We start from the raw sequence: 25,685 nt of genomic DNA on the forward strand, positions 1-25,685 counted from the left end.
TCATGCAGGCGGTTCGCCGGGGGCGCTGCCCCCGGACCCCCGGGATATTTGAGAGAAGATGAAGGCTCAGGCGCGCAGGCGCAGGTTGTCCGGATCCCAGAGCGGTTGATCGGGCTGCACCACGGCGCGGTGTTTGCTGCCGTAGATTTCCACCTCGAGTTCGGTGCCCGGGGATGCAAGGTCCGCCCGGACCATACCCAGCGCGATCGAGGCGCCGACCCGGTAGCCCCAGTCGCCCGACGTGGTTTCACCGACAATCTCGTCCCCCTTCCAGAGGCAGGACATATAGGGCGCGTCCGCCTCCGCCGCGTCGACCAGAAGGGTCACAAAGCGTTTCTTTGGCCCTTCTTTCTGCTCGGCCAGGAGCGCCGCCTTGCCCGGGAAATCCTGCACTTTGTCGAGCCTGACAAACCGGTCCAACCCACCCTCGAACAGGCTGTAGTCGGTGGACAGGTCGCCCTTCCACGCGCGATAGCCCTTTTCGATGCGCAAACTGTTCAGCGCATACATGCCGAAGGGTTTGGCGCCTGCCACAAGCAGGGCCGCGTAGATGTCCGGCATGTGGTCGTTCAGCGCGTGAACCTCCCAGCCAAGTTCACCGGCGAAGGACACGCGCACGAGATGGGCAGGCTGTCCGGCCACGGTGGCCGCCTGATGGCTGAGCCACCCGCGCGCGAGGTCGGCATCTGTCAGAGGGCCGAGGATCTCGCGCGAGTTTGGCCCGGTGACGATTAGCGTGTCGCGCGTGGTGGTGACATCCTCCAGCCGGATCCCCTCCGGCAGGGCCGCGCGCAGGAGATCACGGTCGTGCCATTGGGCGCTGGCGGCGGTGATCATCGTGAACTCATCCTCACCGCGGCGCAGGCAGGACATCTCTGTCAGGATGCGGCCACGCGGATCAGCAACATAAACAAGGTTCATCCGCCCCACCTTGGGCAGGGCACCGGTGATGAGCCCGCGCAACGCCTCTGCCGCGCCGTCGCCGGAGATCGCAAACCGCGAAAACCCCGGCAGATCCAGCACGCCGCAGTGATCGCGCACCGCCTCGCATTCCTCCCGGATGCGCTGCTGCCAGGGACCGGAGCGTTCCCAGGTGTGGGTCGTCTCTGGCGCGGTGTCATCGCCCGGCTGCGCAAACCAGTTGGCGCGCTCCCAACCATTGTAGGCCCCCATCTGGCCGCCCTGCGCAAGAACCTGATCATGCACCGGCGAGCGTTTCTTGTTGCGCCCGGCGGGCCATTCGTGACGGGGGAAATGCATGGCGTATTCGTTGCCATAAACCTCCATGCCCTTTTGCACGCAATAGTCGTGATCGGTGTAATCGGTGAACCGGCGCGGGTCGCAGGACCACATGTCCCATTCGGTCTGCCCGTCGACGATCCATTCCGCCAGCACCTTGCCCGCGCCGCCGCCCTGGGCGATGCCGAAGGTAAAGACACAGGCCTCGAAGGCATTCTTGACGCCGGGCATGGGGCCGAGCAGCGGCAGGCCATCGGGGGCGTAGGGGATCGGGCCATTGATCACCCGCGAGACACCGGACCTGGCCATCAGCGGCACCCGCGCCATTGCGTCGGTGACGATATCCTCGATCCGGTCAAGGTCATCGGACCAGAGCTGGAAAGAGAAATCCTCCGGCATCGGATCGTCTGATGTGTCCCAATGGGCGCGGCAGTTCGGCTCGTAGGGGCCGAGGTTGTAGCCGTGTTTTTCCTGGCGCAGATAGTAGGAGACATCGACGTCGCGCAAGAGAGGCAGCTTCTTGCCGGTGGCCTTGGTGTGGGCCTCGATCTCGGGGATTTCCTCGGTCAGCAGATACTGGTGGCTCATCACCATCATCGGCACGGTGCGACCGCCGTAGGGTTTGAACCACTCACCGACCCGTTGCGCATAATAGCCGGCGGCATTCACCACATGGTCGCAGGCGATGTCGCCCTTGTCGGTGTGCACGATCCAGCCGTCCCCGGTCTGGGTGACACCGGTGGCGGGGCAGAAACGGATGATCCGCTGCCCCATGTCGCGCGCGCCCTTGGCCAGCGCCTGGGTCACCTGCGCCGGGTCGATGTCGCCGTCGTTGGGATCATAGAGCGCTCCAGCCAGATCATGCGTCTCTATAAAGGGATAAAGCGCCTTGACCTCTTCCGGTGTCAGGATCTTGATATCCATTCCCTGATAGCGCCCCATGGCGGCGGCGCGTTCGAACTCCTGCATGCGCTCCTTGGAATGCGCCAGCCGGATCGACCCGGTCTGGTGGTAGTTCATCGGATAGTCGACCTCTGCGCCAAGGCGGGCATAAAGCTCGGTCGAGTAGCGCTGCATGTTCATGATCGACCACGATGTCGAAAACGTCGGCACATTGCCTGCCGCGTGCCAGGTGGAGCCGGCGGTCAGCTCGTTCTTTTCCAGAAGAACGCAGTCGGTCCAGCCCTTCTTGGCCAGATGATACAGCGCGGAGCAGCCGACAACGCCGCCTCCGATGATGACGACGCGGGCCTGTGTGGGAAAATCAGACATGGTCGGCTCCTTCTTGCAAGGGGTGGCAGGTCAGGCGTTTTGCGGCAGACCGTCGGCGATCTCGTAGTAGTCGCCCTTGTCGGCCACGAAGATGTGCTTTTCGAGGGTGATCCCAGTGGGGGCGGCAACCGCACCAAGCGCAAAACTGGTGGTGTCTTCCTCCAGCGCCTTCCAGAACAGAAAGGAGCCGCATGTGGCGCAGAACCCGCGCTTGGCACCGGGGCTGGAGGCAAACCAGGTGACATCGCCGGTGATGGTCAGATCCGTGTCCGCCACATAGGCCGAGGACCAGATGCCGCCGGACTGGCGCCGGCATTGGCCGCAGTGGCACATCGACGGCCCCCGTGGGTCCGCCTCGGTTTCAAACTGTATATTGCCGCACAGGCAGTTTCCCTTGATCATGATGCTGTCTCCAGATTTGGGGTGCTGCTGGCGCCCAGAAGGACGCCATAGACAATGAAACAGATCGCCAGCAGGCGGCGGATCCAGACGTTGAAGACCGCTGCCAGCGCCGCCCGGCCCATGCCGACGCCCAGCAGCGTGAAGCCGGTGTAGCTGAGCGTTGTCAGCGTCAGCGCGGTTGGCACGATGACGGCCATCTGCGACCAGATCGGCACATCGGGCTGCACGAACTGCGAAAAGGCGGCGAGGTAGCCCGCGACGCTCTTGGGGTTGATCGTCGCCACCGCCAGCGCATGCAGGTAGACATGCCGCGCCGGACGTTCGGCCACCGGCACCGGGTTTGTCGCATTGCGCCAGCCGCGGATGCCCTGAAAGATCAAAAAACCCGCGCCGGCCAGCTTTGCGATGAAAAACCCGGTGGGCGAGGCCGCAATCAACGCCGTGATCCCAAGCGCGGACAGCAGCAGGAACGCAGTCGCCTGGGTCAGGATGCCCAGCACCCCCAACATCGCCTTGCCAAACCCCAGGCTCATGCCGTTGGAGATGCAATTGACCGCATTCGGCCCCGGCGTGGTGACAAACGCGGCCCAGAACAGGGCAAAGACGATCCAGGCATCAAAGCTCATGCGCAGCCCCCGGCGTCATGACAAACGCCCCTCGCGCGGCGCGCGGCAACGGGTGGAAGACCGCAGCCAGTCGCATCAATACACCGGCGGCGCGATGACCCAGATGACGACACAGGGCACGTCATAGGGGTTCGACCACTGAAAGGGCTCGTGGCGGATGCGGAAACTGTCGCCGGGGCCGACGGTGAAATGCCGGGTCCCGATCTGCAGATCGAGGTGGCCGGAGATCACATAGGCCACCTCTTGTGTCGGGCGATGGGCCGGCGCCTGCATGCGCGCGTGCGGGGCAAAGGTGGAATGCACCATCTCGAAGTCGTCAGTCAGATCGGGTGAGAGCAGTTCCTCGATCAGCCCTTCCTCGCCGGAGCCCATGGGCCGCCGGGCCCCCGCACGCACAATATAGCCCTGTTCCGCCACCGGGGCGGAGGCATGGGCAAACAGCATCGACATCGGCACATCCAGGCATTTTGCAATCTGCCGCAGGTCGGAGATCGACGGCTCCGACTTGTCCCGCTCCACCTGGCTGAGCCATCCCACCGAGCGCCCCATGCGGGCCGAAAGATCCGCAAGCGTGATCCCCCGCGCCCGCCGCAGCGCGCGCAGATCAGCGCCAAGCGTGGTGAGAGCGGGCGTGTGGTCGTTCAAATGCGCCTCCAGCGGGGTTGTGAAATTTACATCTCAATTTTCACCATGCACGATTCTCGTGAAATTCCAAAGCGAAATTTCACGGGTACTGTCAGGACAAAAAAAACCGGCGCAGGCTGCGCCGGTTGTCTACAGTTTAGATCGTTGGATCGGCCGCAGGCTCAGAGCGTGCCAAAGACCTGCGCAAGCAGCGCCTGAAGGTGCTCGGCATCTTCGGCGGTGAAGGCCGCGGGCCGGTCGCTATCGATATCAAGCACGGCGATCACCTCGCCTTTGCCGTTGCGCACCGGCAGCACGATCTCTGATCGGGTGGAGGAGGAGCAGGCGATATGGCCGGGGAAGGCCTCGACGTCCTCGACCAGTTGCACCTCGCCGGTGCGGGCGGCCGCCCCGCAGACTCCGCGCGAAAACGGAATGACCAGGCACCCGTGACCGCCCTGATAGGGGCCGATCTTCAGCACCTCGGGTTCGGTCACCCGATAAAAACCCGTCCAGTCAAAGCGCTCATCGGCATGATGCAGCTCACACGCCACTGTCGCCATCAACGCAACCGCGTCGGTTTCGCCCTCGGTCAATGCCGCCACCGTCTTGGCCAGCTCGGAATAGTTCACCCGCATTGGAGTTTTGCCTTTTCTGAATATGAAGAGGAGGGTCCCCCCCTCCTCAATCCTGTCTCATCTCGTGGACAGCGCGCGTCGCTTTGGAGTCAGACCCGCTCGATCGCGATCGCCGTGCCTTCACCGCCGCCAATGCAGATTGCCGCAACGCCGCGCTGCAACCCGCGGGTTTCAAGCGCGTGCAGCAGGGTCACGATAATACGCGCCCCCGACGCGCCGATCGGATGCCCCAGAGCACAGGCGCCACCGTTCACGTTCACCTTGTCACGCGACAGGCCCATCTCCCGCATGAAGGCCATCGGAACCACCGCAAAGGCTTCGTTCACCTCCCACAGGTCCACGTCTTCCACATCCCAACCGATCCGGGTCAGCAGCTTGCGCGCGGCAGGAACCGGCGCGGTGGTGAACCATCCCGGCGCCTGGGCGTGGCTGGCATGCCCCAGAATATGCGCCTTGACCTGCAACCCGCGCGCCGCCGCCGCATCCTCGGACGCCAGCACCAGCGCCGCGGCGCCGTCCGAGATCGAAGAGGCATTCGCCGCCGTCACGGTGCCGTTTTCGCGGAACGCCGGTTTCAGCGTCGGGATCTTGTCGGGACGCGCCGATTTCGGCTGTTCGTCAGAGTCGGTCACCACCTCACCTTTGCGTGTTTTCACAACCACTTCGGTGATTTCATTGGCAAATGCGCCACTGTCCTGCGCGGCCAGCGCATTGGACAGCGACCCCAGCGCAAACTCATCCTGCTCCTCGCGGCTGAACTGGTAGAACTCCGCACAGTCCTCCGCAAAGGTCCCCATCAGGCGCCCCTTGTCATAGGCGTCTTCCAGCCCGTCGAGGAACATGTGGTCGATGACCTGACCATGCCCGATCCGGGCGCCCGCGCGCATCTTCGGCAGCAGGTAGGGCGCATTGGTCATGCTCTCCATGCCGCCGGCGACCATCACATCAGCCCCGCCGAGCGCCAGCCGGTCGAACGCCATCATCGCCGCCTTCATGCCGGAGCCACACATCTTGTTCAGCGTGGTGGCGGGGACTTCCTCGCTCAGCCCCGCGGCGAACCCGGCCTGACGCGCCGGCGCCTGTCCCTGCCCGGCGGGCAGCACACAGCCCATCAGCACCTCATCCACCGTGGTCGCGCCCGCGCGCTGCAGCGCGGCCTTGATCGCCGCGCCGCCCAGCTCGGCTGCGGTTACACCTTCATACATCCCTTGGAAACCGCCCATCGGTGTCCGGGCCGCGCCTGCGATCGCAATTCTGGCCATTCTTTCGACTCCTTCAATTTTCTAAACTATCCATACTGAATGATAACATTTAAGGTCTAGGGTGAGTTCCAAGTAAGACGAGCCGAGGAACATGAAATGAGCCTGACGAGCACCGAAGCGGACGGCGCACAAGTGGTTACCGTAAACGCCCAGCGCATTGATGCGGCCATGGCTATCCAGTTCAAGGAAGACATGCGCACGGAAACCGAAGCCGGTCCAAAGCGCGTGATCCTTGACCTGTCCAGGGTCGATTTCATCGACTCCAGTGGTCTGGGCGCGATTGTCGCCGCGATGAAGCAACTTGGCAAGGAGCGCAAGCTCGACCTCGCCGGGCTGACCCCGATGGTGGACAAGGTCTTTCGCCTGACCCGAATGGACACGGTCTTTAACCTCTATGATACGCTCCAGGATGCCCTGGACCCCGAACACGTTGAAAATTGACGCAGCCCAACCCGCCTGTGGAGCCTGAACTTCATGGTTGATTCCTTCGCCTGCTCCTTCAGGGCGACCGAACTGGATGCCCGTCGGGGGATCGTCTCGGTGGTCGAGCGCCTGAAGGAAATGGGTATTCCGAATACCCGGGTCGACGAGGTACAGATCGCCCTCGCCGAGGCGGTGAATAATGTGGTGGAGCATGCCTATGCAGAAACCGCCACCGGCGATGTGCTGATCAGGTGCAATCTGCACCCTGACCGGCTCTGGGTCGAGATTCGCGATGCCGGCGCGCCCTTTCCAGCCTCCAAGCTGCCGGAGGGGCGGGCCGTCGACGTCAACACCGATACGCCGCTGGAAGATCTGCCCGAAGGGGGATTCGGCTGGTTTCTGATCCGCGAATTGACGAGCGACATCCAGTATCAGCGCAACATGGACAACAACCAGCTGTCCTTGTGCTTTGAAATTCAGCTCACCAACTGAGGTTGCCCCGCGCCGCATCACCGGTCTGCGCGCGGATCGCCAAAGTGACGCGAATTTAGCTCAGATGCCCGACAACTCTGCCGCCGCTTCACAAATCCGCCGCAATCCGGACCCACGAGCGCCCGAAAGGTAAGCAACAAATCAACGTGTAGCTGAACCAAAGCTTCCCCCGGCGCCGTGTGTTTCTGCCCCCACCAAGTGCATGGCGCCGGGGTGTCTTTGCCAGTGCTGGCCACCGGCGTTTGCTTTGCTCTCCTGCCTCCTTGCGCGTTCCTCCGGTCCTGCATCGCCAGACGAGATGTTGCGACCGGCGCACTGCCATCGTCAGACCGTGCCCGCATCGCCCTCTGGACAAAGCCCCCGCGTGTGTCGCTGCACGCCTCAGCCAGAGTTCCGAGGGCTGCGTTTGCGGTTTTCATTGCGCTTGCTCCTGAAATCTCGTGGATTTTACGCCGGCGATATAGGATGAATGACCCCGCCACCCGCGGCCAAAAAGAGGAGGAACCGCATGCGTGATTTCCATCAACCGGGCCGCTCTGCGGTCTTTGCGCAGAACGGCATCTGTGCCACGTCGCACCCGCTGGCGGCACAGGTCGCAATCGACATTCTGAAACGCGGCGGCAACGCGATGGATGCGGCGATCGCCGGGGCGGTTCTTCTGGGCATCTGTGAACCGATGATGACCGGGATCGGCGGCGATTGCTTTGCTCTGTACACCCGCGCCGGCGAAGACACCGTCCGGGCCCTGAACGGATCAGGCCGCGCCGCCCAGGCCGCGCAGGCAGAGGCTCTGCGCGCGCGGGGGCTGCAAACCGTGCCTTTGCACTCGGTCGACGCGGTCACGATACCCGGCGCCATCGATGCGTTCTGCCATCTCTCTGCAAACGAAGGGAAACTTGACCTCGGCACGGTACTGGCCCCCGCCATTCACTACGCCGAAGAAGGCGTCCCGGTTGCGCCGCGGGTTGCCTTTGACTGGGGCAACAATGCCGGCACGCTCCAGGGGGCGGCGCGCGACAGCTATCTTCTGAACGGACGCGCTCCACAGGTCGCCGAGATGTTTCGCGCCCCGGGCCAGGCCGAGGTGCTGCGGCGGATCGCGCGCGACGGGCGCGATGCCTTTTACAGCGGTGAGATCGCCGAGGATATGGTCGCTGCCCTGTCCCAGCTGGGCGGCGTCCAAACCGTCGAGGATTTTGCCGCGACACGCTCTACCGTGGCCGCGCCGATTTCAGGTCACTACAAGGATGTGGAGCTGTGGGAGCATCCCCCCAACGGCCAGGGCGCGACGGCGATCCTGATGCTCAATATCCTGAAGCATTTTGACATCGCCGCGCTTGATCCCTTTGGCGCTCAACGCGCGCATATCGAGGCCGAAGCCGCCAAGTTGGCCTATGATGCGCGCAACCGGTTCATCTCCGACCCGGATCACATGTCCAGGCTCGACCACATGCTGGCGCCGGAGACCGCCGCCAGCCTTGCCGCATTGATCGACCCCAAGCGCGCGATGACGGCCCCGCAGGACATCAGCGAAGCGGTGCACAAGGATACGGTCTATATCACCGTGGTCGACAAGGACCGCATGAGCGTCTCGCTGATCTACTCGCTCTTCCACGGCTTCGGCTCTGGCATCGCGTCCGAGAAATTCGGCATCCTGATGCAGAACCGCGGGGCCGGATTCTGCCTTGACCCCGGCCACCCCAACGAGCTCGCGGGCGGCAAGCGCCCGATGCACACCATCATCCCCGCCATGCTGGCAGAACAGGGGCGTGTCACCATGCCGTTTGGCGTCATGGGGGGCGCGTATCAGCCAAACGGGCATGCACGGTTTGTCTCCAACCTGCGGGATTTTGGCATGGACCCGCAGGCGGCGATCGACGCGCCGCGCGCATTCTCGGATGCGGGCGTGCTCAAGGTCGAACGCGGCTATCGCGATGCGGTGCGCTCCGAGCTGTCAGAGATGGGCCACACGGTCGAGGTTCCGGACACACCGATCGGCGGCGCCCAGGCGATCCGCATTCACGACAACGGCGTGCTGGAAGGCGCAAGCGATCCGCGTAAGGACGGCTGCGCGCTCGGCTACTGAGATAGGCCACCGATGCCGGGTTGGACCTGGCATCGGGACGCCGCCGGACCCGTTAGTTCAGTTGATACTGTAGCTGATAGTTGCCATCGTCAAAGCCGGTGAACATCTCATAGACATCCGGATGGCTCACCGGCTCACCAGAATAATCCGCAATCAGGTTCTGCTCTGAGACATACGCAACATAGTAGGTCTGATCGTTTTCAGCGAGCAGGTGGTAATAGGGCTGTTCCTTGGCGGGACGGCTTTCTTCGGGGATTGCTTCATACCATTCCTCGGTATTTGCAAACTCCGGATCCACATCAAAGACCACGCCCCGAAACGGGTGCTTGCGGTGACGAACGACCTGGCCAAGATTATATTTTGCGCGTGTTTTCAGCATGTTTCCGGCCCTCTTCTCACACTGTACTAGCGTTTTCTTCCCCCTGTTGTCCAACCTCGGTGGCGAGGTTTTGCAGAAACAATCTGTCAGAGCGGTCTTTACAGTCGGTCAACCTGATCGTTTCAAACAAACTTTTAGTGATCAGCGACAGCCCCCCGGCCCTGTCAATAGGGATTTCTTCTGCCCCCGCAATTGGCTAAACTGCGAAAAAAACCAAATAGGCAGAGGCAATGAGCAGAATCATAAGTGCCCTGGCGCTCCTGTTGGCTTTGGCCGCCTGTGGTGGTGGGTATAATTCCCCGCCGCGCAATCTGGACAATGCCTGCAGCATCATCACCGAGCGTCCCAAATATCTTCGCGCCTTCCGCGCCGCAGAGCGCCGGTGGGGGGTTCCCGTGCATGTCCAGATGGCGACGATCCATCAGGAAAGCCGCTTTGACGGCAAGGCCCGCACGCCGCACAAATATGTGCTCGGCATCATTCCGATGGGACGGATCTCAAGTGCCTACGGATATGGACAGGCGCTGGACGGGACCTGGGACGACTACAAGGACGACACCGGGCGCCGCTTTGCCCGTCGGGACCGGATCGACGACGCGACCGATTTCATGGGCTGGTACATGGCGCGCAGCTACCAGCGCAACGGCATCCCGCTCACCGACGCCCGCAACCAGTATCTGGCCTATCACGAAGGCCACACCGGATATGCCCGCGGCAGCTATCGCAGCAAGAGCTGGCTGTTGAGAGTGGCCAACAAGGTGGAAGCGCGCTCCAACGCCTATCAGGTCCAGCTGAGCGGTTGCCGCAAGTTTCGCTAGAGCACCTGCCCCGCGCATAGGCCCGCGCGGGGCAGAATTCGTTTCAGCGGTCGCGTTTGGGACGCGAAATGCTGAACATGCTGGACCGGAACGACATCCCGGTCTGCATATCCCCCAGGATCACCGTGGTTTCCTCGCCGGCGCCGCCGTGGATCACCCATTTGCGCAGCTGCACCGGATTGTCGGTGAACATCAGCTCGATGCTGCCGTGCTCCGGGTTCTTGGGGTCCTGTGCCCGCACCACCGTCGACACCCCGTCAAACCCGTGCCCCACGACCATGTTGGCCTGCCCGAGATTGACCCGGCGCGCCAGGATGATCGACAACGGCGTCCGGCTCAGCGGATAGGTCTCCGGCGGCTGGTTCGACTTGGGGTCCATGATCGCAACGGTTCCGGCCTCTGCCAGCACCAGGCCGGAATGCGGTGGATCATACTCGAAGCGCACCTTGCCCGGACGGCGGATATACAGCTGCCCGGTGGACAGGCTGCCGTCGTCATTCACCTGCGTGAAGTCCGCCTGCGCGGTGGCAAAGCTGTTCAGATAGGCCGAGATTTCATTCAGGCTCAGCTTCTCCGCCGCGGTTGCCGCGGTGGAGGCCAGCGTGGTTGCGCCAAGCGCAAGAGCAAAGACAAACTGTTTCATGATGTAGAAGATATGCGCGTGTGACCCAAAGTGAAGAGGCCGGGCAGAGCGCCCGGCCTTTTGTCGCCTATTGCTCGGGAACGAGAATTTCCCTTTTGCCAACGTGGTTTGCGGGCGAAACGAGGCCTTCTTCCTCCATCTGCTCCACCAACCTCGCGGCCTTGTTATAGCCAATGCCCAGCTTGCGCTGGATGTAGGAGGTCGAACATTTGCGGTCCTTGATGACAATAGCCACCGCCTGATCGTAGAGCGCATCCTCGCCATTGGTATTGCCGCCGGTGTTGAGGCCCAGCACCGCGTCGATATTGTCGGCCTTCTCGTCATCGGGGCCTTCGACTACGCCGCCGACGTAATCGGGCGGGCCGAATTGTTTCAGGTGGTTCACCACCTCCTCGACCTCTTCATCCGACACAAACGGGCCGTGGCAGCGGGTGATCTTGGCACCACCCGCCATATAGAGCATGTCGCCCATCCCGAGAAGCTGCTCGGCGCCCATCTCACCAAGGATGGTACGGCTGTCGACCTTGGAGGTCACCTGGAAGGAAATCCGCGTCGGGAAGTTTGCCTTGATGGTGCCGGTGATGACGTCCACGGAGGGGCGCTGCGTGGCCATGATGAGGTGAATACCCGAGGCGCGCGCCATCTGCGCCAGACGCTGGATGCAGGCCTCGATCTCCTTGCCCGCAACCATCATCAGGTCGGCCATCTCGTCGACGATGACGACGATATAGGGCAGTTTCTTGGGTTCGAACTCTTCGGTTTCAAACACGGGCTCGCCGGTGTCGTCGTCAAACCCGGTCTGCACGGTGCGGCTGAACATCTCACCCTTGGCCAGCGCCTCGGAGACGCGGCCATTGTAACCCGCGATATTGCGCACGCCCATCTTGGACATCTTGCGATAACGGTCTTCCATCTCGCCCACGACCCATTTCAGGGCCACAACCGCCTTTTTCGGGTCGGTCACAACGGGCGAGAGCAGATGCGGGATGCCATCATAGACCGACAGTTCCAGCATCTTCGGGTCGATCATGATCAGGCGGCAATCCTCGGGCGTGAGCTTGTAGAGCAGCGACAGGATCATGGTGTTGATCGCCACAGACTTACCGGAGCCGGTGGTGCCCGCGATCAGCAGGTGCGGCATCTTGGCGAGATTGGCGACCATGCTGTCGCCACCGATGTCCTTGCCCAGCGCCAGCGGCAGGTTCTGGGTGCCGTCGCCAAAGTCCCGGCTGGCAAGGATTTCGCGCAGCACCACTTTTTCGCGATTCTCGTTGGGCAGTTCGATCCCGATCACCGAGCGGCCGGGAACCGTGGACACACGGGCCGACAGCGCCGACATCGACCGTGCGATGTCATCCGCCAGACCGATCACGCGCGACGCCTTGAGACCGGGCGCGGGCTCCAGCTCGTACATGGTGACCACCGGACCGGGGCGGACCGAGACGATCTCTCCCTTGACGCCATAGTCATCCAGCACGGATTCCAGCATGCGTGCGTTTTCTTCCAGCGCCTCGTCGCTGAGGTGATGCCGCTCGATGGCGGCCGGGTTGGTCAGCAGGGACAGGGGCGGCAGTTCGAAATCGCTGCTGTCGTCCTTGAACAGGGTGGGCTGGGCTTCTGCCTTGGCACGTGTCGAGGGCTGCACCGGCTTGCGTTGCGGCTGTTCGACCACGGCCTTGCGCGGCTCGGCCACCGGAATGTCCATCGGCGCCATGGCCGCCGCCGGTTTTGGATCGGCGCGCGGTGTAATCGGAACCCGCGGCAGCTCCGCGCCGCCGGTGTCGGGCGCGGCGTCCTGTACCGTCGAGACGGGAGCGTCTGGCAGGGCTGTTGGCGGGGCTTCGGGCAGGTCCTCGGTCGGGACCTGATCGCTCAGGAACACGTCCGGCGCTTGCGGCTCCACCATCGTTTCGGCCACCGGATGCGCGGGCGCCTGCGGGATCGGGGCCTGCGGAGGCGTAGTCATCTCCTCCGGATGCGCCGACAGCGGCGGTTCCGCAACGTGAGATGCCTGCTGCGCCGGGGCATTGAAGATCAGCGGCTCGGGTCGTTTGCCACGCCCTTTGGTCAACGGCAGGTTTGGATCGGGTTGCGGCGGCTCGTGCTGGGCGCGACGGATCCGCACGGCATTGGCAATTTTCTGTGCGATCCGTTCGTCGCCGGGCACATCATCATCGACATGCGCAACCGGGGCCGGGTCGACCAATTCGGGTTCCGGCATTTCCACCGGCTCCGCCCGGCGGATCAGGTTGGTGGCCCGGCTGAACAAACCGCCACGTTCTTCCACCTGCGGCGCAGGCTCCGGTGCTGGCGCAGGCGCATGCAGGCCGAACTGCGGCTCGGTGCGTGCAAAATGGTTTTCCGGCAACGGGTCGCTGTAGACCAGCGGATCATCATCGGTCTCTGCCTCAACCGCCATGGCCCTCCGCTCGGCACGCCGCGCCTGCCAGTTGCGCGCCGCCTGCAGACCACCGCTGGCGCCACGCCCCGTCAGGCTCGCCAATGTGCCATAGGCCAGGATCATCCCCACCAGCAGGAACCGCCCGATCCGGGACAGCTCCGAACGGGTGAACCCCAACACAAACGCGCCGAGCGCCACCATCGCCAAGGCGGTCAGAAACGACAGGAACTTGACCAGAAAGGCCAGCCCGAAGGGCAGCAGCGCCAACAGGCCACCCAGTGCGGTATTGCCGATCATGCCCCCAAGGCCAAAGCTGTGAAACGCTCTCCACTCCGCGTCCGGCACCAGCGTCTCATAGTGCAGCGCGACCACAATCAGCCAAAACACCAGCATCAGCGCGGGCCAGAGAATACGCTCCTCGCCCTTGTGCAGCAGGAACCGCCCGCCCCAGGCAAAGAGGAACACCGAAATCGCCCAGGACCCTTTGCCCAGAAAGGTAATCAGCAGGAAGGAAATCGACGCACCGGTCTGGCCAAGCCAGTTCTGCACCGGGGCATCCGTGGACACCATCCAGTTGCTGTCGTCCGGCGTGTAGCTGCCGATCATCGCAGCCACCAGCAGCCCGATACCGATCAAAAGGAGCCCGATCAGCTCCTTGCCACGTTTCTCAATGGCTGCCTGCATGTTGCTGTCCAGAAGCGGATCCCGCCCGCGGGTTTGAAATGCCATGCCTACCTCGGTTCGCTCGCGTGGGGCATCGGCTGTTTCGCTCTTGGATCAGCCCCACCGGTGTTTCGTCTTGCTTTTGGCCTGCCCCCGACAGGTGCGGAAGCAGGCAGTCCTGTCATCTCAATAGAGACAATCGCGCAGCACCGTAAGGGCGGTGCGTGTTTGTTCCTCTGACGCAACCAGCGCCACGCGGATATATCCGTGCCCGGGGTTTTCTGCCCCCTTGCCCTGCGCCAGGAACGCGCCGGGCAGCACCCGCACGCCGGTCTCCTGCCAGAGCCTCAGCGTCGCCGCCTCGCCATCTTCGACCGGCAGCCACAGGAAGAATCCCGCTTCGGGCGACATGTAGCCCTCCAGACCGGCAAAGACCTGATCCGCGATGCGGTATTTTTCCTGATAAAGCGCGCGGTTCTCAACCACATGCGCCTCATCGGCCCAGACCCGGGCGGCCGCGGCCTGCAAGGGGCCGGGCATCGGCGCACCGGAATAGGCGCGCAGCTTCTTCACCTGCACCAGTGTTTCGGGACCACCGGCCAGCAGGCCGGAGCGCAGCCCCGGCAGGTTGGAACGCTTGGAGAGCGAGTTGAACAGAACCACCCGCTCCGGATCTGCACCCATTTCATCCGCGACGGTCAGGGCCCCCACCGGAGCCTCGTCGCGATAAATCTCGGAATAGCACTCATCCGCGAAGATCTTGAAATCGTATTGCTCTGCCAGCGCGATCAACTGCTGCCAGTAGGCGCGCGAGGCCACCGCGCCCTGCGGATTGGCGGGCGAGCAGATATAGGCCACGGCGGTGCGGTTCAGCACATCCTCGGGCAACGACGCATAATCCGGCAGGTGGCCGGTCTCTTCGGTTGCGGGGACAAACACCGGCTCCGCCGCCACCGAAATCGCTGCGATCATGTAGACCTGATAAAACGGGTTCGGGATCAGAACCACCGGCCGCTGGCCGTTCTTTTCCTCGGGGCAGAGCGCCATCGCCGCATTATAAAGCCCCTCGCGGGTGCCGTTGAGGGCCATCAGCCGGGTCGCCGGATCAAGCGTCACGCCATAGCGCTGCGCCGCCCAGTCCGCCATTGCACCGCGCAGCGCGTCGGTGCCCTCGTTCTGCGGGTAGTTGTTGAACGCGGAGGCATTCTCCACGATCACATCGGTGACCCATGCGGGAAATTCGTGTTTTGGCTCGCCAATGGTCAATTGCACCACGTCGCCACCAGGCGCGTGATGGTCAAGAAGCGCACGCAAACGCGGAAACGCGTAGGGCGGCAGATGGGCAAACCGCTCGGGAAACTTCATGTCTGTGCCTCAATACCGGGATCGTAATCGCCCCGTTTGCCCCGCAAGTTACAGGCCAAACGGGCATGCGTCCACCCGCTGATGGCGCGGATGCAACAGTGTGTCTTTCAGGCCAGTGCGGCCTCGATACCCGCGCCCACGCGCAGCAGCGCCTCCTCGCAGTCGGGCTGACCGATCACCTGCAAGCCGCAACTGGGGGTGCCCGTGGGCAGCGAGAGCGCGCAGACGCCCATCAGGTTGCCAATGCGGGTGTTGCGCAAGGTCATCAGGTTCGACGTGACGTAGTAGTCGTGATCGCTCTGCAAACGGGCCAGGTTGGGCGGCAGGATGGGGGCCGCAGGTGCCAGCACCGCATCAAATCCCGCAACCGCCTGATCCCAGAGCATGCGCACCTGTTCAAGCTTGGCCCAGGCCGCCACGTAATCCGCGCCGGAGAATTCCGCACCGGAGCGGAACCGGGCGAGGATTTCCGGGAACATCAGATCCGGTGTCGCCTCGATCACGTCTTTCCACAGGCCGTAGGCTTCGGTGGTGTAGAGAATCGCAGAGAGCGCCATGGCCTCCGGCAGCTCCGGCACCGCAAGCGGGACGATCTCCGCCCCCGCCTCGCGCAGCTTGTCCAGCGCGGCGGCATGGGCAGTGGCCACCTCCGGCGCAAGATCGTCCTGCGCCACCGTCTGAAGGTCCGCAAATCGCTTGCCCTCGACCGATGCGCCCTCCAGATCCGGCGCAGTGGCCGCGCCTTCGATCAGCGCCAGTATCAGGGCGGCATCCTCGACCGTGCGCGCAAGCGGGCCAATGGTGTCGAACTTCAGGCACAGGGGCACAACGCCCTCAAGACTGACGCGGCCGGAGGTGGTCTTGAGCCCCACAAGGTCATTCCACGCTGACGGGATCCGCACCGACCCGCCGGTATCGGACCCGATCGCGCCTGCCGCCAGCCCAAAGGCCACCGAAGCCGCCGCACCTGACGACGACCCGCCGGGCACCGCCTCTGGATCATTGACGCAGGGCGGCGTAGCCTTGACCGGGTTGAGGCCAAGACCGGAGAACGCCAGCTCGCTCATATGCGTCTTGCCCAGGCACACCGCCCCCATGGCGGTTGCGTTTTCCAGCACCAGCGCATCCCTGTCCGGCACCCGGCCTTTCAGCAGATCCGAGCCCGACTCGGTTTCCACCCCGGCACTGTCGAACAGATCCTTCCAGCTGAGCGGCACCCCGTCGAGGGGCGAGCGGCGCAGGCCGGATTTTGCGCGTTCCTGCGCGGCCTTAGCCTCGGCCAAGGCACGCTCGCGGGTGACTTGCGTGTAGATTCGCGCGGTCGCGGGATGGCTGTCGATGGCCGCCAGATAGGTCTCTGTCAGTGCCACCGGGTCGATCTCTCCCGCGGCGATACCGCGGCCCAGTTGGGCGGCGCTCATGGTCAGCCAGTCCTGCATCGCGTGTGCCTTCTCGTGATCCCCGTGATGGGGCGAATTTCAATGTGTCGCCACCGTAGCGAGAGCGTTCCGGGCACACAATCCCGCGCGACCCTGTCACGAAACCCGCAAGCTGCGGCAGCGTGCCTCTGGACAATGGCATGGACAATTCCCCGGCAGGGCGCATATTGCGGGGCATGACTGATACGCGTGATATCCTGATCGTGGGCGGTGGCCTCAACGGCCCCTCACTTGCCCTGGCGCTTGCACAGGCCGGACATTCTGTGACGCTGATTGATGCGCTGCCCGCGCCGATCCGCGAGGATGCGGGCTTTGATGGCCGGTCTTATGCGCTGGCGCTCGCGTCCACGCGGCTTTTGCAGCAGATTGGCATATGGGCCCGCATAGAAGATCACGCGCAGCCGATGAACGAGATCAAGGTCAGCGACGGCATCGCCGGGCGTGGCCCCTCACCGCTGTTTCTGCATTTTGAGGCAAGCGATCTGGACGAAGGCCCGATGGGCTATATGGTCGAGGATCGCTATCTCCGCCGCGCCCTGTTGGAGGCGCTGGAGGCGGAGCCCAAGATCACGCAGATTTCAGGCCAGCGGGTGGTTGCACAGACCGTCAGCAGGGACGCGGTCACCGTCACGCTTGAGGATGGCACGCAGCTCTCGGGCGCGCTTTTGGTGGGCGCGGACGGTCGTCACAGCGGCACTGCCGAACGCGCCGGCATCAAGCGCACCGGCTGGGACTATGGCCAGACCGCGCTGGTCTGCGCCATCTCGCACGCGCAGCCGCACGACGGCATCGCGCATCAGTTCTTCATGCCGCCGGGGCCACTGGCGATCCTGCCCCTGCCCGGCCATCGCAGTTCCATCGTCTGGAGCGAAACCCACGCAGAGGCCGCCCGCATTCAAGCACTCTCGGATGAGGATTACCTCACCGTGCTGCGCCCGCGATTTGGGTCGTTTCTCGGAGAGATCGGACTGGAGGGAAAACGCTTCAGCTATCCGCTGAAACTGAGCCTCGCCAATGCGTTCTACGGCGAACGGATGGCCCTGGTGGGGGATGCGGCACATGGGTTGCATCCGATCGCGGGTCAGGGGCTCAATGCCGGTCTGCGCGATATTGCAAGCCTTGCCGAAGTGCTGACGGATGCCGCGCGGCGCGGTGAGGACATCGCAAGCCCGCTTGTACTGGCGCGGTATCAGCAGTGGCGGCGGTTTGACACGACCTCCCTGGCACTGGCGACAGATGTGTTCAACAAGCTGTTTTCCAACGACAATCCGATCCTGCGCGCCACCCGTGACCTGGGCCTTGGGCTGACCAACGCGCTGCCCGGACTGCGCCGGGGTTTTGTGCGCGAAGCCGCAGGGCTCTCGGGGGATCTGCCGCGTCTGCTGCGCGGGCGCCCGCTCTGACCGCGCGCCCGGTTCCAGGTCACTCCAGCGGGCGCGCCTCATCCGTCAGCATCACGGGGATACCGTTGCGGATCGGAAAGGCAAGGTTTGCCGACCGCGAAATCAGCTCCTGCGCCTCGGCGTCATATTCCAGCACCGTCTGCGTGACCGGGCACACAAGCGCCTCCAGCATGTGCCGGTCAAAGGCAGGTGTTGTCTCATTCATTGCAGTTTTTCCTCAAGCGAGCCGCCGCGCAGGGCAAACTCCATCAATGTGACCAGCGTTTCACGCCGGGTTGTGAGGCTGGGGGCTTCGAGCAGCGCCTGCTTGTCCTCGGGTTCGAAATCCAGCAGCATCGACAGCGAGTTCACCAACAGCTCATCGCCCGCTTCATCCAGCACGCCCCAGTCGGTCGACATCCCGCGCGCCTCCAGATAGCGCCCCAGCAGTTCCAACAGCGCCGCGCGATCAAAGGCTGCATCCCCTTCGGCGTGCCCAAGATCCGCATCAAACCCGTTCCAGTCCACCGAACAGCGCCGATAGGGGGTGAACCCCTCGACCTCGGCCATGACGCGGAACCGCGAGAGGCCGCAGAGCGTGATGAAATACCGCCCGTCTTCGGTTTCGGAAAACTGGGTCACCCGCCCGGCACACCCGATCGCATGCAGGCCGCTCCCCTCCGCCTTACGGGCGCTACAGGGCTGTATCATGCCGATGACGCGATGACGGGTCTTGAGCGCATCCTCGAGCATCTGAAGATAGCGCGGCTCAAAGATATGCAGCGGAAGCTTTGCCCGGGGCAGCAGAAGTGCCCCGGGCAAAGGAAAGACTGGGATCGTATCCGGCAGGTCTGCGGCTTTTATCATGACAGAGAACCTAGCGCCGCATTCGCGTCAGGCAAATATCATCGAGCTGAGCTTGCGGCGGCCATTGAGCACCACCGGATCATTGGGCTTCAGGGCCTCGAAAATGGTGAACAGCTGGGCCTTGGCCGCGCCATCGTTCCACTCGCGGTCACGCCGGAACAACTCCAGCAGCTCCTGCACCGCCGCCTCGGCCTCGCCTGCGGCGTGCAGCGCCTGCGCCAGATCAAAGCGGGCCTGACGGTCGTCGGGATTGGCCTCGACCGCTGCACGCAGATCGGCAACCGGGCCTGCGTTCTCCGCCTGCCGCGCCAGTTCGATCTGGGCATGCGCCGCCTCGATTTCGGCCGCCGTGGAAATCTCGGCAGGGGCACCGTTCAGCACCGCCTCCGCCTGGTCCAGCTCGCCCAGAGCCACGTGGCACCGCGCCAGGCCGCTGTAGGCCGCGGCGTTCTTGTCGTCCTCTCCCAGGATCGCGGCAAAGACCTGCGCCGCATCCGCGGCCGCGCCTTCTTCCAGCATTTGCTCGGCCGTTTCTAACGCCTCGCCCAGGCCGCCATCTGCGGTACTGCCTGCGGTCTCCGCCAGCTTTTGCAGAAAGGCGTCGATTTCCGACTGCGGCAGCGCGCCCTGGAACATGTCCACCGGACGCCCCTGGTAAAAGGCCACGACGGATGGGATCGACTGCAGCGGCAACCCCTGCTGCGCCAACGCGGCGGCCAGGCGCTGGTTGTCGTCAACGTTGATCTTGGCCATCTTGACCGCGCCCTTGGCCTTTGTCACCGCTGCCTCAAGCATCGGGCCCAGCGTCTTGCAGGGACCACACCACGGCGCCCAGAAATCCACGATCACCGGGACCTCCATGGAGGCATCGACAACCTCTGCCATAAAGGTCTCTTCGGTCACATCCTTGATGAGATCGCCCGCAGGTGCCGCGCTCGCACCACCGCCCAGAATGTCCATCATTGCTCCGCACTCCTTTCGAGTCTTGCTTGCGCCCTATATGCGATTTCAGCGCCGGAAAACCAAGGGATGAGTTTGGCGTCAAGATCGCGTCCTGCCCCCGCCGCACCGGCAGGTGCGGCGCCCGGCCCAACAAAAATGCGCGCCCCTTGGGGCGCGCGTCTTTTGGCGGGAGCCTCCCCGCCCCTTGATCCCGGAGATCAGAGGTCGAATGTGGCAAAGACCGGCGCGTGATCGCTTGGCTTTTCCCACCCGCGCGCGTCGCGCAGGATGCGGCTGGAATGGGTGGCGTTGGTGATGTCGGGCGTGGTCCAGACATGGTCCAGCCTGCGCCCCTTGTCGGCGGCGTCCCAGTCCTTGGCGCGATAGCTCCACCAGCTATAAAGCTGCCCGTCGGGGATATCCTTGCGCGTGACATCGGCCCAGCCGCCCGCCTCCATCACCTGCGCCAGATGCTCCACCTCGATCGGCGTGTGGCTCACCACTTTCAACAGTTTTTTGTGGTCCCAGACGTCATCCTCGCGCGGCGCGATATTGAGATCCCCGACCAGCACCGATTTCTCGGGCCGGTCCGCATGGAACCAGTCCCGCATCTCGGTCAGGTAGTCGAGCTTCTGGCCGAATTTCACGTTCTTCTCGCGATCCGGCTCGTCACCGCCAGCGGGCACATAGAAATTGTGGATGGTCACACCATTTTCCAGCCGTCCCGCCACATGGCGGGCATGGCCGAGGCTGGCGAAATCCTTGTCGCCCACATCCTCGATCGGCAGCCGGGACAGGATCGCCACGCCGTTGTAGCCCTTCTGCCCGCGCGCAACCATATGGGTATATCCCAGCGCCCGGAACGCCTCCATCGGGATCTTCTCCACCGGGCTCTTGCATTCCTGCAGGCAGAGCACATCCGGCCCCTCCTCTTCGAGCAGTTTCAGCACGATCGGTTCGCGCAGGCGCACGGAGTTGATGTTCCATGTGGCGAGGGTAAAGGACATGCGGGCTCTCTATCTCTGGCAAGTGTTTGCCGGGATATTGCCTGTGCCGCGCCCGAGATACCAGTGGGGCGCCTGCGGTTTCCTGCGCAATTTCGACGCCGTGAAAGGCCTTGCAAAACACCGCGCCCCATATTCTACACTTGAACAAGAGATGCAAAGACACGGGACTGGCCGAACTGATGGTACCGGTATTGGGGCAACGCCCCGGGCACCCTTACAAGAAGGCCTATGACTGGTGGCCGCCGCCGGCGCCTGCTGCTGCGCCCTGACGGGGCGATTCCACCACATTCTAGTATCCCAAACGCCAGGAGGATTCTCATGGCACAGGCCGTTTTGCAGCCCGAGGACGCATGCGTTCTCGTCTCTTTCACCGATGGCACATCCGCCCGCTACCCCTATATCTGGTTGCGCGACAATGACCCCGCCGGGTTTCACCCCGACACACAGGAGCGGGTCACCGATCTCTCCGCAATCCCGCCCGACATCACCGCAGCATCCGTTGCGATCTTGGATTCGCATCTGATGGTTCACTGGCAGGATGCGGCCGAGAGCAGCAGTCGCTTTGACCTGACCTGGCTGCATGCGCATGTGCCGGGCACACGCGCGTTTGATCCGGCGCGCACCGGGTTTCAGCCCTGGCGCAGAGATCTGGGCGCCGACGGCATCCCCCGCGTCGCGGCGCAGGAGGTGCTGACCTCGGATGGCATGCTGCGCAGCTGGCTGGAGCAGACCCAGATCATGGGCCTGTCGATCGTCGAGGGGCTTGCGGACACAACCGAGGCCGGCATGGAGGTTGCCCGCCGCATCGGCTTTCTGCGGCAAACAAATTTTGGCGTCACGTTTGAGGTGAAATCCAAACCCAATCCCAACAACCTCGCCTACACCCCCATCGCCCTGCCCCTGCACACGGATCTGACCAATCAGGAACTGCCGCCGGGGTTTCAGTTCCTGCATTGCCTGGCAAACGAGGCCAAGGGCGGCGGCTCGCTGTTTTGCGACGGCTACGCCATCGCCGAGGACCTGCGCCACCAAGACCCCGAGAGTTTTGAGCTGCTCTCTACCGTCTCGGTCCCGTTTCGCTTTCACGATCATGAGACCGACATTCGCAATCGCAAGAAGGTCATCACCCTCGACGAAGACGGCCGCGTGATCGAGATCTGCTTCAACGCCCATCTGGCGGATATCTTCGACCTCGAACCCGCATTGATGCAGCGCTACTACCGGGCCTATCGGCAGTTCATGATCCTGACACGGTCGCCTGAATACCTCGTGACACTCAAACTCAAGGGCGGCGAGATGGTTGTGTTCGACAATCGGCGCGTGCTGCACGGGCGTGACGCCTTTGACCCGCAAACCGGCTATCGCCACCTGCACGGGTGTTACGTGGATCGCGGCGAGTTCGAGAGCCGCCTGCGCGTTTTGCACCGCACAGCCTGACACGCACAAATTGACACGCACAAATTGACACGGCACAAAAAAAGGCCGGGCGCGAAGCCCGGCCAGTCCAACAGGGAGGATGCATATCATAACCCGGATATGCGCGGGATTTCTGATGTGTCTCGACCGTATAACGTGTGCAGCCGAAATTTGTTCCACACCTGATTGTTGCCTAGGCCACCAATCGGTAACCGCCTGATTCCGTCACAAGGAGCCTCGCATTCGACGGATCGGGCTCGATCTTCTGGCGCAGACGGTAGATATGGGTCTCCAGCGTATGGGTTGTAACCCCTGCGTTGTATCCCCAGACCTCATGCAGCAAGACGTCGCGGGGCACCACGCCATCGTTGGAGCGGTAGAGGAACTTCAGGATGTTGGTTTCCTTCTCGGTCAGACGGATCTTGCGCTCGTCTTCGGTGATCAGGATCTTCATCGCGGGTTTGAACGTATAGGGCCCAAGCACAAAAACCGCGTCCTCGGATTGTTCGTGCTGGCGCAGCTGGGCGCGGATGCGGGCCAACAGCACCGGAAACTTGAACGGTTTGGTGACATAGTCGTTAGCGCCGGCATCAAGCCCCAGGATCGTGTCCGCGTCACTGTCATGACCGGTCAGCATCAGGATCGGCGACTTCACACCCTGCTTGCGCATCAGGCGGCACAGCTCGCGCCCATCGGTGTCGGGCAGCCCGACGTCGAGGATGATCAGATCATAGATCGCTTCCTTGGCGCGCTCCATTGCGCCCTGCCCGTCACCGGCTTCGAAGACGTCGAAATCTTCGGTCATAACAAGCTGTTCGCTCAGCGCCTCGCGCAGATCCTCGTCATCATCAACGAGCAGGATTTTCTTCAACTGGGCCATGTGGTGTCTCCTGTTGTCTTGTGTTCACAGATGTGTGCCTGCCCGCAAAAGAACAAGCTTTGCCATCGCAGCTTCACGTCGACGTGTCCCCAGGCGCGGAAATATTTCACTTTTGCAGCAATTGAGCATAGGAGTAGGCTCCTGATGTTACAGCCGGGACCAAGACCTGATGAGCCTATTGCCGACAATGCTGGAGCGGATCGCCCGTGCCCGTGTGGATCTGAGGATGGGATTGCCGGTGATCCTGACCACCGGCGACACTGCCATTCTTGCCATTGCGGTCGAAAGCCTGAGCCCCGAGCGCCTCGCCGATCTGCGCGCACTCGGGCCGGTGTCACTGGCGCTGACGGCGCGGCGCGCGGCAACGCTGAAGGCGCGTGTCTATGACGAGGACATCGCACGGGTCACGGTGCCCGCAGATTTGGGCCTGACCTGGATACAGGCGCTGGCTGATCCGGCGGATGATTTGCAAACGCCCATGAAGGGGCCGCTGACCAGTGCCCGCAGTGGCGATGCAACGCTGCCGCGCCTGGCCATCGCGCTGGTGAAATCCGCACGGCTTCTGCCCGCCGCCGCCTATGTCGCGCTGGACAACGCCGGGGACTTTGCGCTCCAGCACGATCTGACCCTGCTGCCCCGCGCAGTTGCCGAGCCCCTGTTGAACAGAAGTTCGCCCCTGCATCCGGTCGCCGCTGCGCGCCTGCCGATGGAAGCCTCCGAGGCCGGACGCCTGCATATCTTCCGTCCCGAAGACGGTGGCGAGGAACACTATGCCATCGAAATTGGCCGCCCGGATCGCAGCAAGCCTGTGCTCGCCCGGCTGCATTCGGCCTGTTTCACTGGCGATGTCCTGGGCTCGCTCAAATGCGATTGCGGCCCGCAGTTGCGTGGTGCACTGGCGCAGATGGGAACCGAGGGCGCGGGCGTTCTGTTGTATCTCAACCAGGAAGGGCGCGGGATTGGCCTCGCCAACAAGATGCGCGCTTATTCCCTTCAGGATCAGGGCTTTGACACGGTGGAGGCCAACCACCGACTGGGGTTCGAAGATGACGAGCGCGACTTCCGACTTGGTGCCTCGATCCTGCGCGAATTGGGATTCGCCTCCGTCCGCCTGATGACCAACAACCCCGGCAAGATCGCGATGATGGAGAAAACCGGCATCACGGTTGCAGAACGGGTGCCGCTCAAGGTGGGAGAGAACGACTTCAACCGCCACTACCTCGCGACCAAAGCCAGCAAGTCGGGTCACATGCTATGACGCCTGCGGATCTGGTGCTGACGCCGAAGGGGCTGCGGTTTATGGGACGGGTGTTTCCCTGCAGCATCGGCAAAGGAGGCATTACGCCTGATAAACGCGAAGGCGATGGCGCTACGCCGGTGGGCATCCACCGCGTTGTCGGCATGCTCTATCGCCCGGACCGTATCACCGCGCCGCAGGATTGGGCGACGCCGATTCTCCCCGGCGATCTGTGGTCGGACGACGGGGCGGCGCCGGATTACAATCACATGGTGCGCGCGCCCTACGCCTATAGTCACGAGACCCTGCGCCGCGCAGATCCGCTCTATGATCTGGTGCTGCTCACCGATTGGAACTGGCCCAACTCGGTCAAGGGGCGCGGCTCGGCGATTTTCCTGCATCAATGGCGCCGGCCCGGGTATCCAACAGAAGGCTGCATCGCCTTTTCACGCCAGACCCTGCGCTGGATTGCCGAGCGTCTGCAACCGGGTGCGCGGGTCATCGTGCGCTCACGCTGAATAGGCGCGCTCGCCAAAGATCGCAGACCCGACCCGTACATGGGTGGCTCCCAACGCGATGGCGCTCTCGAAATCGCCGCTCATGCCCATCGACAGACCGTTCAGCCCGTTGCGCGCGGCGATCTTGGCGAGCAGGGCAAAATGCAGGCTTGGCTCTTCATCCACCGGCGGGATGCACATCAGCCCCTTGATCGGCAGGTCGAGCGCGCGACACTCCTGGATGAAACCATCGGCGTCCTTGGGCAGGATACCCGCTTTCTGCTCTTCTTCACCGGTGTTGACCTGAATGAACAGCTCCGGGCAATGACCGAGCTCCTGCGCAAGCCGCGCCAGCGTGGTGGCGAGCTTCGGGCGATCCACGGAATGAATGGCATTCACCAGCTCCATCGCCTGCCGCGCCTTGTTGGTTTGCAACGGGCCAATGAGGTGCAGGTCCACATCCGGGAATGTCTCGCGAAATCCGGGCCATTTGCCTGCGGCCTCCTGCACGCGATTCTCGCCAAAAATCCGGTGTCCCTCTTCCAGCACGGCCTGCACGCGCTCGTTGGGCTGGACCTTGGACACGGCAATCAGGTCCACCGAACCGGGCGCGCGCCCGGCGGCAGCCTCGGCAGTGGCGATACGGGATTTGATCTCACTCAGCGACATCTCGGCCTCATTTAGC

The 25,685-nt window shown here is 63.3% G+C and carries 25 protein-coding genes; 8 read left to right on the top strand and 17 right to left on the bottom strand.

Going from position 1 to position 25,685, the window contains the following annotated elements; genetic code table 11:
- Positions 1-66: 66 nt before the first annotated feature.
- The 6 genes from MHM97_RS19180 to MHM97_RS19205 all read right to left on the bottom strand — a co-directional run bounded on the left by MHM97_RS19180 (position 67) and on the right by MHM97_RS19205 (position 6,063).
- The gene (locus tag MHM97_RS19180; RefSeq protein ID WP_239324539.1) at positions 67-2,511 is read right to left on the bottom strand and encodes a GcvT family protein; all 2,445 of its coding nucleotides are present in this window, start codon (positions 2,509-2,511) and stop codon (positions 67-69) included.
- Positions 2,512-2,541: 30 nt separating this feature from the next.
- Complete coding sequence (locus MHM97_RS19185; protein WP_239324541.1) at positions 2,542-2,913, bottom strand: GFA family protein; 372 nt, start codon at positions 2,911-2,913, stop codon at positions 2,542-2,544.
- The gene (locus tag MHM97_RS19190; protein ID WP_239324543.1) at positions 2,910-3,539 is read right to left on the bottom strand and encodes a LysE family translocator; all 630 of its coding nucleotides are present in this window, start codon (positions 3,537-3,539) and stop codon (positions 2,910-2,912) included. The genes MHM97_RS19185 and MHM97_RS19190 overlap by 4 nt, the downstream gene beginning before the upstream one ends.
- A gap of 75 nt (positions 3,540-3,614) precedes the next feature.
- Positions 3,615-4,184, bottom strand: coding sequence for a helix-turn-helix domain-containing protein (locus MHM97_RS19195; protein ID WP_239324545.1), 570 nt, complete (start codon positions 4,182-4,184; stop codon positions 3,615-3,617).
- Positions 4,185-4,345: 161 nt separating this feature from the next.
- Positions 4,346-4,801, bottom strand: coding sequence for a GAF domain-containing protein (locus MHM97_RS19200; protein WP_239324547.1), 456 nt, complete (start codon positions 4,799-4,801; stop codon positions 4,346-4,348).
- An 89-nt stretch (positions 4,802-4,890) separates the two neighbouring features.
- Positions 4,891-6,063: a thiolase family protein gene (locus tag MHM97_RS19205; RefSeq protein ID WP_239324549.1), complete on the bottom strand. Its 1,173-nt coding sequence runs from the start codon at positions 6,061-6,063 to the stop codon at positions 4,891-4,893.
- Between the two features lie 96 nt (positions 6,064-6,159).
- Here MHM97_RS19205 and MHM97_RS19210 point away from each other — a divergent pair, with 96 nt between their 5' ends.
- From MHM97_RS19210 to MHM97_RS19220, 3 genes are all read left to right on the top strand, one after another.
- Positions 6,160-6,504 carry an STAS domain-containing protein gene (locus MHM97_RS19210; protein WP_239324551.1) on the top strand — a complete coding sequence of 115 codons (345 nt, stop codon included), beginning with the start codon at positions 6,160-6,162 and terminating at the stop codon, positions 6,502-6,504.
- 33 nt (positions 6,505-6,537) lie between these two features.
- Positions 6,538-6,978, top strand: a complete 441-nt coding sequence (locus MHM97_RS19215) for an ATP-binding protein (RefSeq protein ID WP_239324553.1) — start codon at positions 6,538-6,540, stop codon at positions 6,976-6,978.
- Positions 6,979-7,486: 508 nt separating this feature from the next.
- Complete coding sequence (locus MHM97_RS19220; protein ID WP_239324555.1) at positions 7,487-9,064, top strand: gamma-glutamyltransferase family protein; 1,578 nt, start codon at positions 7,487-7,489, stop codon at positions 9,062-9,064.
- 52 nt (positions 9,065-9,116) lie between these two features.
- Here MHM97_RS19220 and hspQ read toward each other — a convergent pair whose 3' ends face one another.
- A complete protein-coding gene (hspQ, locus tag MHM97_RS19225) occupies positions 9,117-9,443 on the bottom strand; it encodes a heat shock protein HspQ (RefSeq protein ID WP_239324556.1) in 327 nt (108 codons plus the stop codon).
- A 230-nt stretch (positions 9,444-9,673) separates the two neighbouring features.
- Here hspQ and MHM97_RS19230 point away from each other — a divergent pair, with 230 nt between their 5' ends.
- The gene (locus tag MHM97_RS19230) at positions 9,674-10,261 is read left to right on the top strand and encodes a transglycosylase SLT domain-containing protein (RefSeq protein ID WP_239324557.1); all 588 of its coding nucleotides are present in this window, start codon (positions 9,674-9,676) and stop codon (positions 10,259-10,261) included.
- A 43-nt stretch (positions 10,262-10,304) separates the two neighbouring features.
- On the opposite strand, the gene MHM97_RS19235 is transcribed toward MHM97_RS19230, so the two are convergent.
- From MHM97_RS19235 to MHM97_RS19250, 4 genes are all read right to left on the bottom strand, one after another.
- Positions 10,305-10,904 carry a LolA family protein gene (locus MHM97_RS19235; RefSeq protein WP_239324558.1) on the bottom strand — a complete coding sequence of 200 codons (600 nt, stop codon included), beginning with the start codon at positions 10,902-10,904 and terminating at the stop codon, positions 10,305-10,307.
- Positions 10,905-10,971: 67 nt separating this feature from the next.
- Positions 10,972-14,034 (bottom strand): DNA translocase FtsK, encoded by a 3,063-nt coding sequence (locus tag MHM97_RS19240; protein ID WP_239324559.1) that lies wholly within the window; start codon positions 14,032-14,034, stop codon positions 10,972-10,974.
- Between the two features lie 120 nt (positions 14,035-14,154).
- Positions 14,155-15,333 (bottom strand): aminotransferase class I/II-fold pyridoxal phosphate-dependent enzyme, encoded by a 1,179-nt coding sequence (locus tag MHM97_RS19245; protein WP_239324560.1) that lies wholly within the window; start codon positions 15,331-15,333, stop codon positions 14,155-14,157.
- 107 nt (positions 15,334-15,440) lie between these two features.
- Positions 15,441-16,772 (bottom strand): amidase, encoded by a 1,332-nt coding sequence (locus MHM97_RS19250; protein WP_239324561.1) that lies wholly within the window; start codon positions 16,770-16,772, stop codon positions 15,441-15,443.
- Positions 16,773-16,948: 176 nt separating this feature from the next.
- Here MHM97_RS19250 and MHM97_RS19255 point away from each other — a divergent pair, with 176 nt between their 5' ends.
- Positions 16,949-18,175 carry a UbiH/UbiF/VisC/COQ6 family ubiquinone biosynthesis hydroxylase gene (locus MHM97_RS19255; protein WP_239324563.1) on the top strand — a complete coding sequence of 409 codons (1,227 nt, stop codon included), beginning with the start codon at positions 16,949-16,951 and terminating at the stop codon, positions 18,173-18,175.
- Positions 18,176-18,194: 19 nt separating this feature from the next.
- Here MHM97_RS19255 and MHM97_RS19260 read toward each other — a convergent pair whose 3' ends face one another.
- The 4 genes from MHM97_RS19260 to MHM97_RS19275 form a co-directional block, all read right to left on the bottom strand.
- The gene (locus tag MHM97_RS19260; RefSeq protein WP_239324565.1) at positions 18,195-18,380 is read right to left on the bottom strand and encodes a Trm112 family protein; all 186 of its coding nucleotides are present in this window, start codon (positions 18,378-18,380) and stop codon (positions 18,195-18,197) included.
- A complete protein-coding gene (locus MHM97_RS19265; RefSeq protein ID WP_239324567.1) occupies positions 18,377-19,021 on the bottom strand; it encodes an LON peptidase substrate-binding domain-containing protein in 645 nt (214 codons plus the stop codon). The genes MHM97_RS19260 and MHM97_RS19265 overlap by 4 nt, the downstream gene beginning before the upstream one ends.
- A gap of 27 nt (positions 19,022-19,048) precedes the next feature.
- Positions 19,049-19,984 carry a tetratricopeptide repeat protein gene (locus MHM97_RS19270; protein ID WP_239324569.1) on the bottom strand — a complete coding sequence of 312 codons (936 nt, stop codon included), beginning with the start codon at positions 19,982-19,984 and terminating at the stop codon, positions 19,049-19,051.
- 197 nt (positions 19,985-20,181) lie between these two features.
- A complete protein-coding gene (locus tag MHM97_RS19275; RefSeq protein ID WP_239324571.1) occupies positions 20,182-20,970 on the bottom strand; it encodes an exodeoxyribonuclease III in 789 nt (262 codons plus the stop codon).
- Between the two features lie 318 nt (positions 20,971-21,288).
- Between MHM97_RS19275 and MHM97_RS19280 the strand changes: the two genes are divergently transcribed.
- Complete coding sequence (locus MHM97_RS19280; RefSeq protein WP_239324573.1) at positions 21,289-22,407, top strand: TauD/TfdA family dioxygenase; 1,119 nt, start codon at positions 21,289-21,291, stop codon at positions 22,405-22,407.
- A 172-nt stretch (positions 22,408-22,579) separates the two neighbouring features.
- Here the strand turns inward: MHM97_RS19280 and MHM97_RS19285 are convergent, their stop codons facing one another.
- The gene (locus MHM97_RS19285; protein WP_005617145.1) at positions 22,580-23,266 is read right to left on the bottom strand and encodes a response regulator transcription factor; all 687 of its coding nucleotides are present in this window, start codon (positions 23,264-23,266) and stop codon (positions 22,580-22,582) included.
- A 169-nt stretch (positions 23,267-23,435) separates the two neighbouring features.
- Here MHM97_RS19285 and ribA point away from each other — a divergent pair, with 169 nt between their 5' ends.
- The gene (ribA, locus tag MHM97_RS19290) at positions 23,436-24,524 is read left to right on the top strand and encodes a GTP cyclohydrolase II (protein ID WP_239324575.1); all 1,089 of its coding nucleotides are present in this window, start codon (positions 23,436-23,438) and stop codon (positions 24,522-24,524) included.
- On the top strand, positions 24,521-25,021 hold the full coding sequence (locus MHM97_RS19295; protein WP_239324577.1) for a L,D-transpeptidase family protein: 501 nt from the start codon (positions 24,521-24,523) through the stop codon (positions 25,019-25,021). The genes ribA and MHM97_RS19295 overlap by 4 nt, the downstream gene beginning before the upstream one ends.
- Here MHM97_RS19295 and MHM97_RS19300 read toward each other — a convergent pair.
- Entirely contained in the window at positions 25,013-25,669 is a 657-nt protein-coding gene (locus MHM97_RS19300) for a YggS family pyridoxal phosphate-dependent enzyme (RefSeq protein WP_239324580.1), read from the bottom strand. The genes MHM97_RS19295 and MHM97_RS19300 overlap by 9 nt on opposite strands.
- Positions 25,670-25,685: the final 16 nt, after the last annotated feature.

The organism is Epibacterium sp. Ofav1-8, assembly GCF_022348185.1.
GTDB lineage: Bacteria > Pseudomonadota > Alphaproteobacteria > Rhodobacterales > Rhodobacteraceae > Epibacterium.

Coding starts and splice junctions, on each gene's coding strand:
- MHM97_RS19240 (WP_239324559.1), bottom strand. CDS start 14,034: ATGGCATTTCAAACCCGCGGGCGGGATCCGCTTCTGGACAGCAACATG.
- MHM97_RS19280 (WP_239324573.1), top strand. CDS start 21,289: ATGGCACAGGCCGTTTTGCAGCCCGAGGACGCATGCGTTCTCGTCTCT.
- MHM97_RS19295 (WP_239324577.1), top strand. CDS start 24,521: ATGACGCCTGCGGATCTGGTGCTGACGCCGAAGGGGCTGCGGTTTATG.
- MHM97_RS19245 (WP_239324560.1), bottom strand. CDS start 15,333: ATGAAGTTTCCCGAGCGGTTTGCCCATCTGCCGCCCTACGCGTTTCCG.
- MHM97_RS19255 (WP_239324563.1), top strand. CDS start 16,949: ATGACTGATACGCGTGATATCCTGATCGTGGGCGGTGGCCTCAACGGC.
- MHM97_RS19190 (WP_239324543.1), bottom strand. CDS start 3,539: ATGAGCTTTGATGCCTGGATCGTCTTTGCCCTGTTCTGGGCCGCGTTT.
- MHM97_RS19270 (WP_239324569.1), bottom strand. CDS start 19,984: ATGATGGACATTCTGGGCGGTGGTGCGAGCGCGGCACCTGCGGGCGAT.
- MHM97_RS19180 (WP_239324539.1), bottom strand. CDS start 2,511: ATGTCTGATTTTCCCACACAGGCCCGCGTCGTCATCATCGGAGGCGGC.
- MHM97_RS19185 (WP_239324541.1), bottom strand. CDS start 2,913: ATGATCAAGGGAAACTGCCTGTGCGGCAATATACAGTTTGAAACCGAG.
- MHM97_RS19265 (WP_239324567.1), bottom strand. CDS start 19,021: ATGATAAAAGCCGCAGACCTGCCGGATACGATCCCAGTCTTTCCTTTG.
- MHM97_RS19260 (WP_239324565.1), bottom strand. CDS start 18,380: ATGAATGAGACAACACCTGCCTTTGACCGGCACATGCTGGAGGCGCTT.
- MHM97_RS19235 (WP_239324558.1), bottom strand. CDS start 10,904: ATGAAACAGTTTGTCTTTGCTCTTGCGCTTGGCGCAACCACGCTGGCC.
- MHM97_RS19300 (WP_239324580.1), bottom strand. CDS start 25,669: ATGTCGCTGAGTGAGATCAAATCCCGTATCGCCACTGCCGAGGCTGCC.
- MHM97_RS19215 (WP_239324553.1), top strand. CDS start 6,538: ATGGTTGATTCCTTCGCCTGCTCCTTCAGGGCGACCGAACTGGATGCC.
- MHM97_RS19285 (WP_005617145.1), bottom strand. CDS start 23,266: ATGGCCCAGTTGAAGAAAATCCTGCTCGTTGATGATGACGAGGATCTG.
- MHM97_RS19210 (WP_239324551.1), top strand. CDS start 6,160: ATGAGCCTGACGAGCACCGAAGCGGACGGCGCACAAGTGGTTACCGTA.
- MHM97_RS19200 (WP_239324547.1), bottom strand. CDS start 4,801: ATGCGGGTGAACTATTCCGAGCTGGCCAAGACGGTGGCGGCATTGACC.
- MHM97_RS19220 (WP_239324555.1), top strand. CDS start 7,487: ATGCGTGATTTCCATCAACCGGGCCGCTCTGCGGTCTTTGCGCAGAAC.
- MHM97_RS19250 (WP_239324561.1), bottom strand. CDS start 16,772: ATGCAGGACTGGCTGACCATGAGCGCCGCCCAACTGGGCCGCGGTATC.
- MHM97_RS19205 (WP_239324549.1), bottom strand. CDS start 6,063: ATGGCCAGAATTGCGATCGCAGGCGCGGCCCGGACACCGATGGGCGGT.
- MHM97_RS19230 (WP_239324557.1), top strand. CDS start 9,674: ATGAGCAGAATCATAAGTGCCCTGGCGCTCCTGTTGGCTTTGGCCGCC.
- ribA (WP_239324575.1), top strand. CDS start 23,436: ATGAGCCTATTGCCGACAATGCTGGAGCGGATCGCCCGTGCCCGTGTG.
- hspQ (WP_239324556.1), bottom strand. CDS start 9,443: ATGCTGAAAACACGCGCAAAATATAATCTTGGCCAGGTCGTTCGTCAC.
- MHM97_RS19275 (WP_239324571.1), bottom strand. CDS start 20,970: ATGTCCTTTACCCTCGCCACATGGAACATCAACTCCGTGCGCCTGCGC.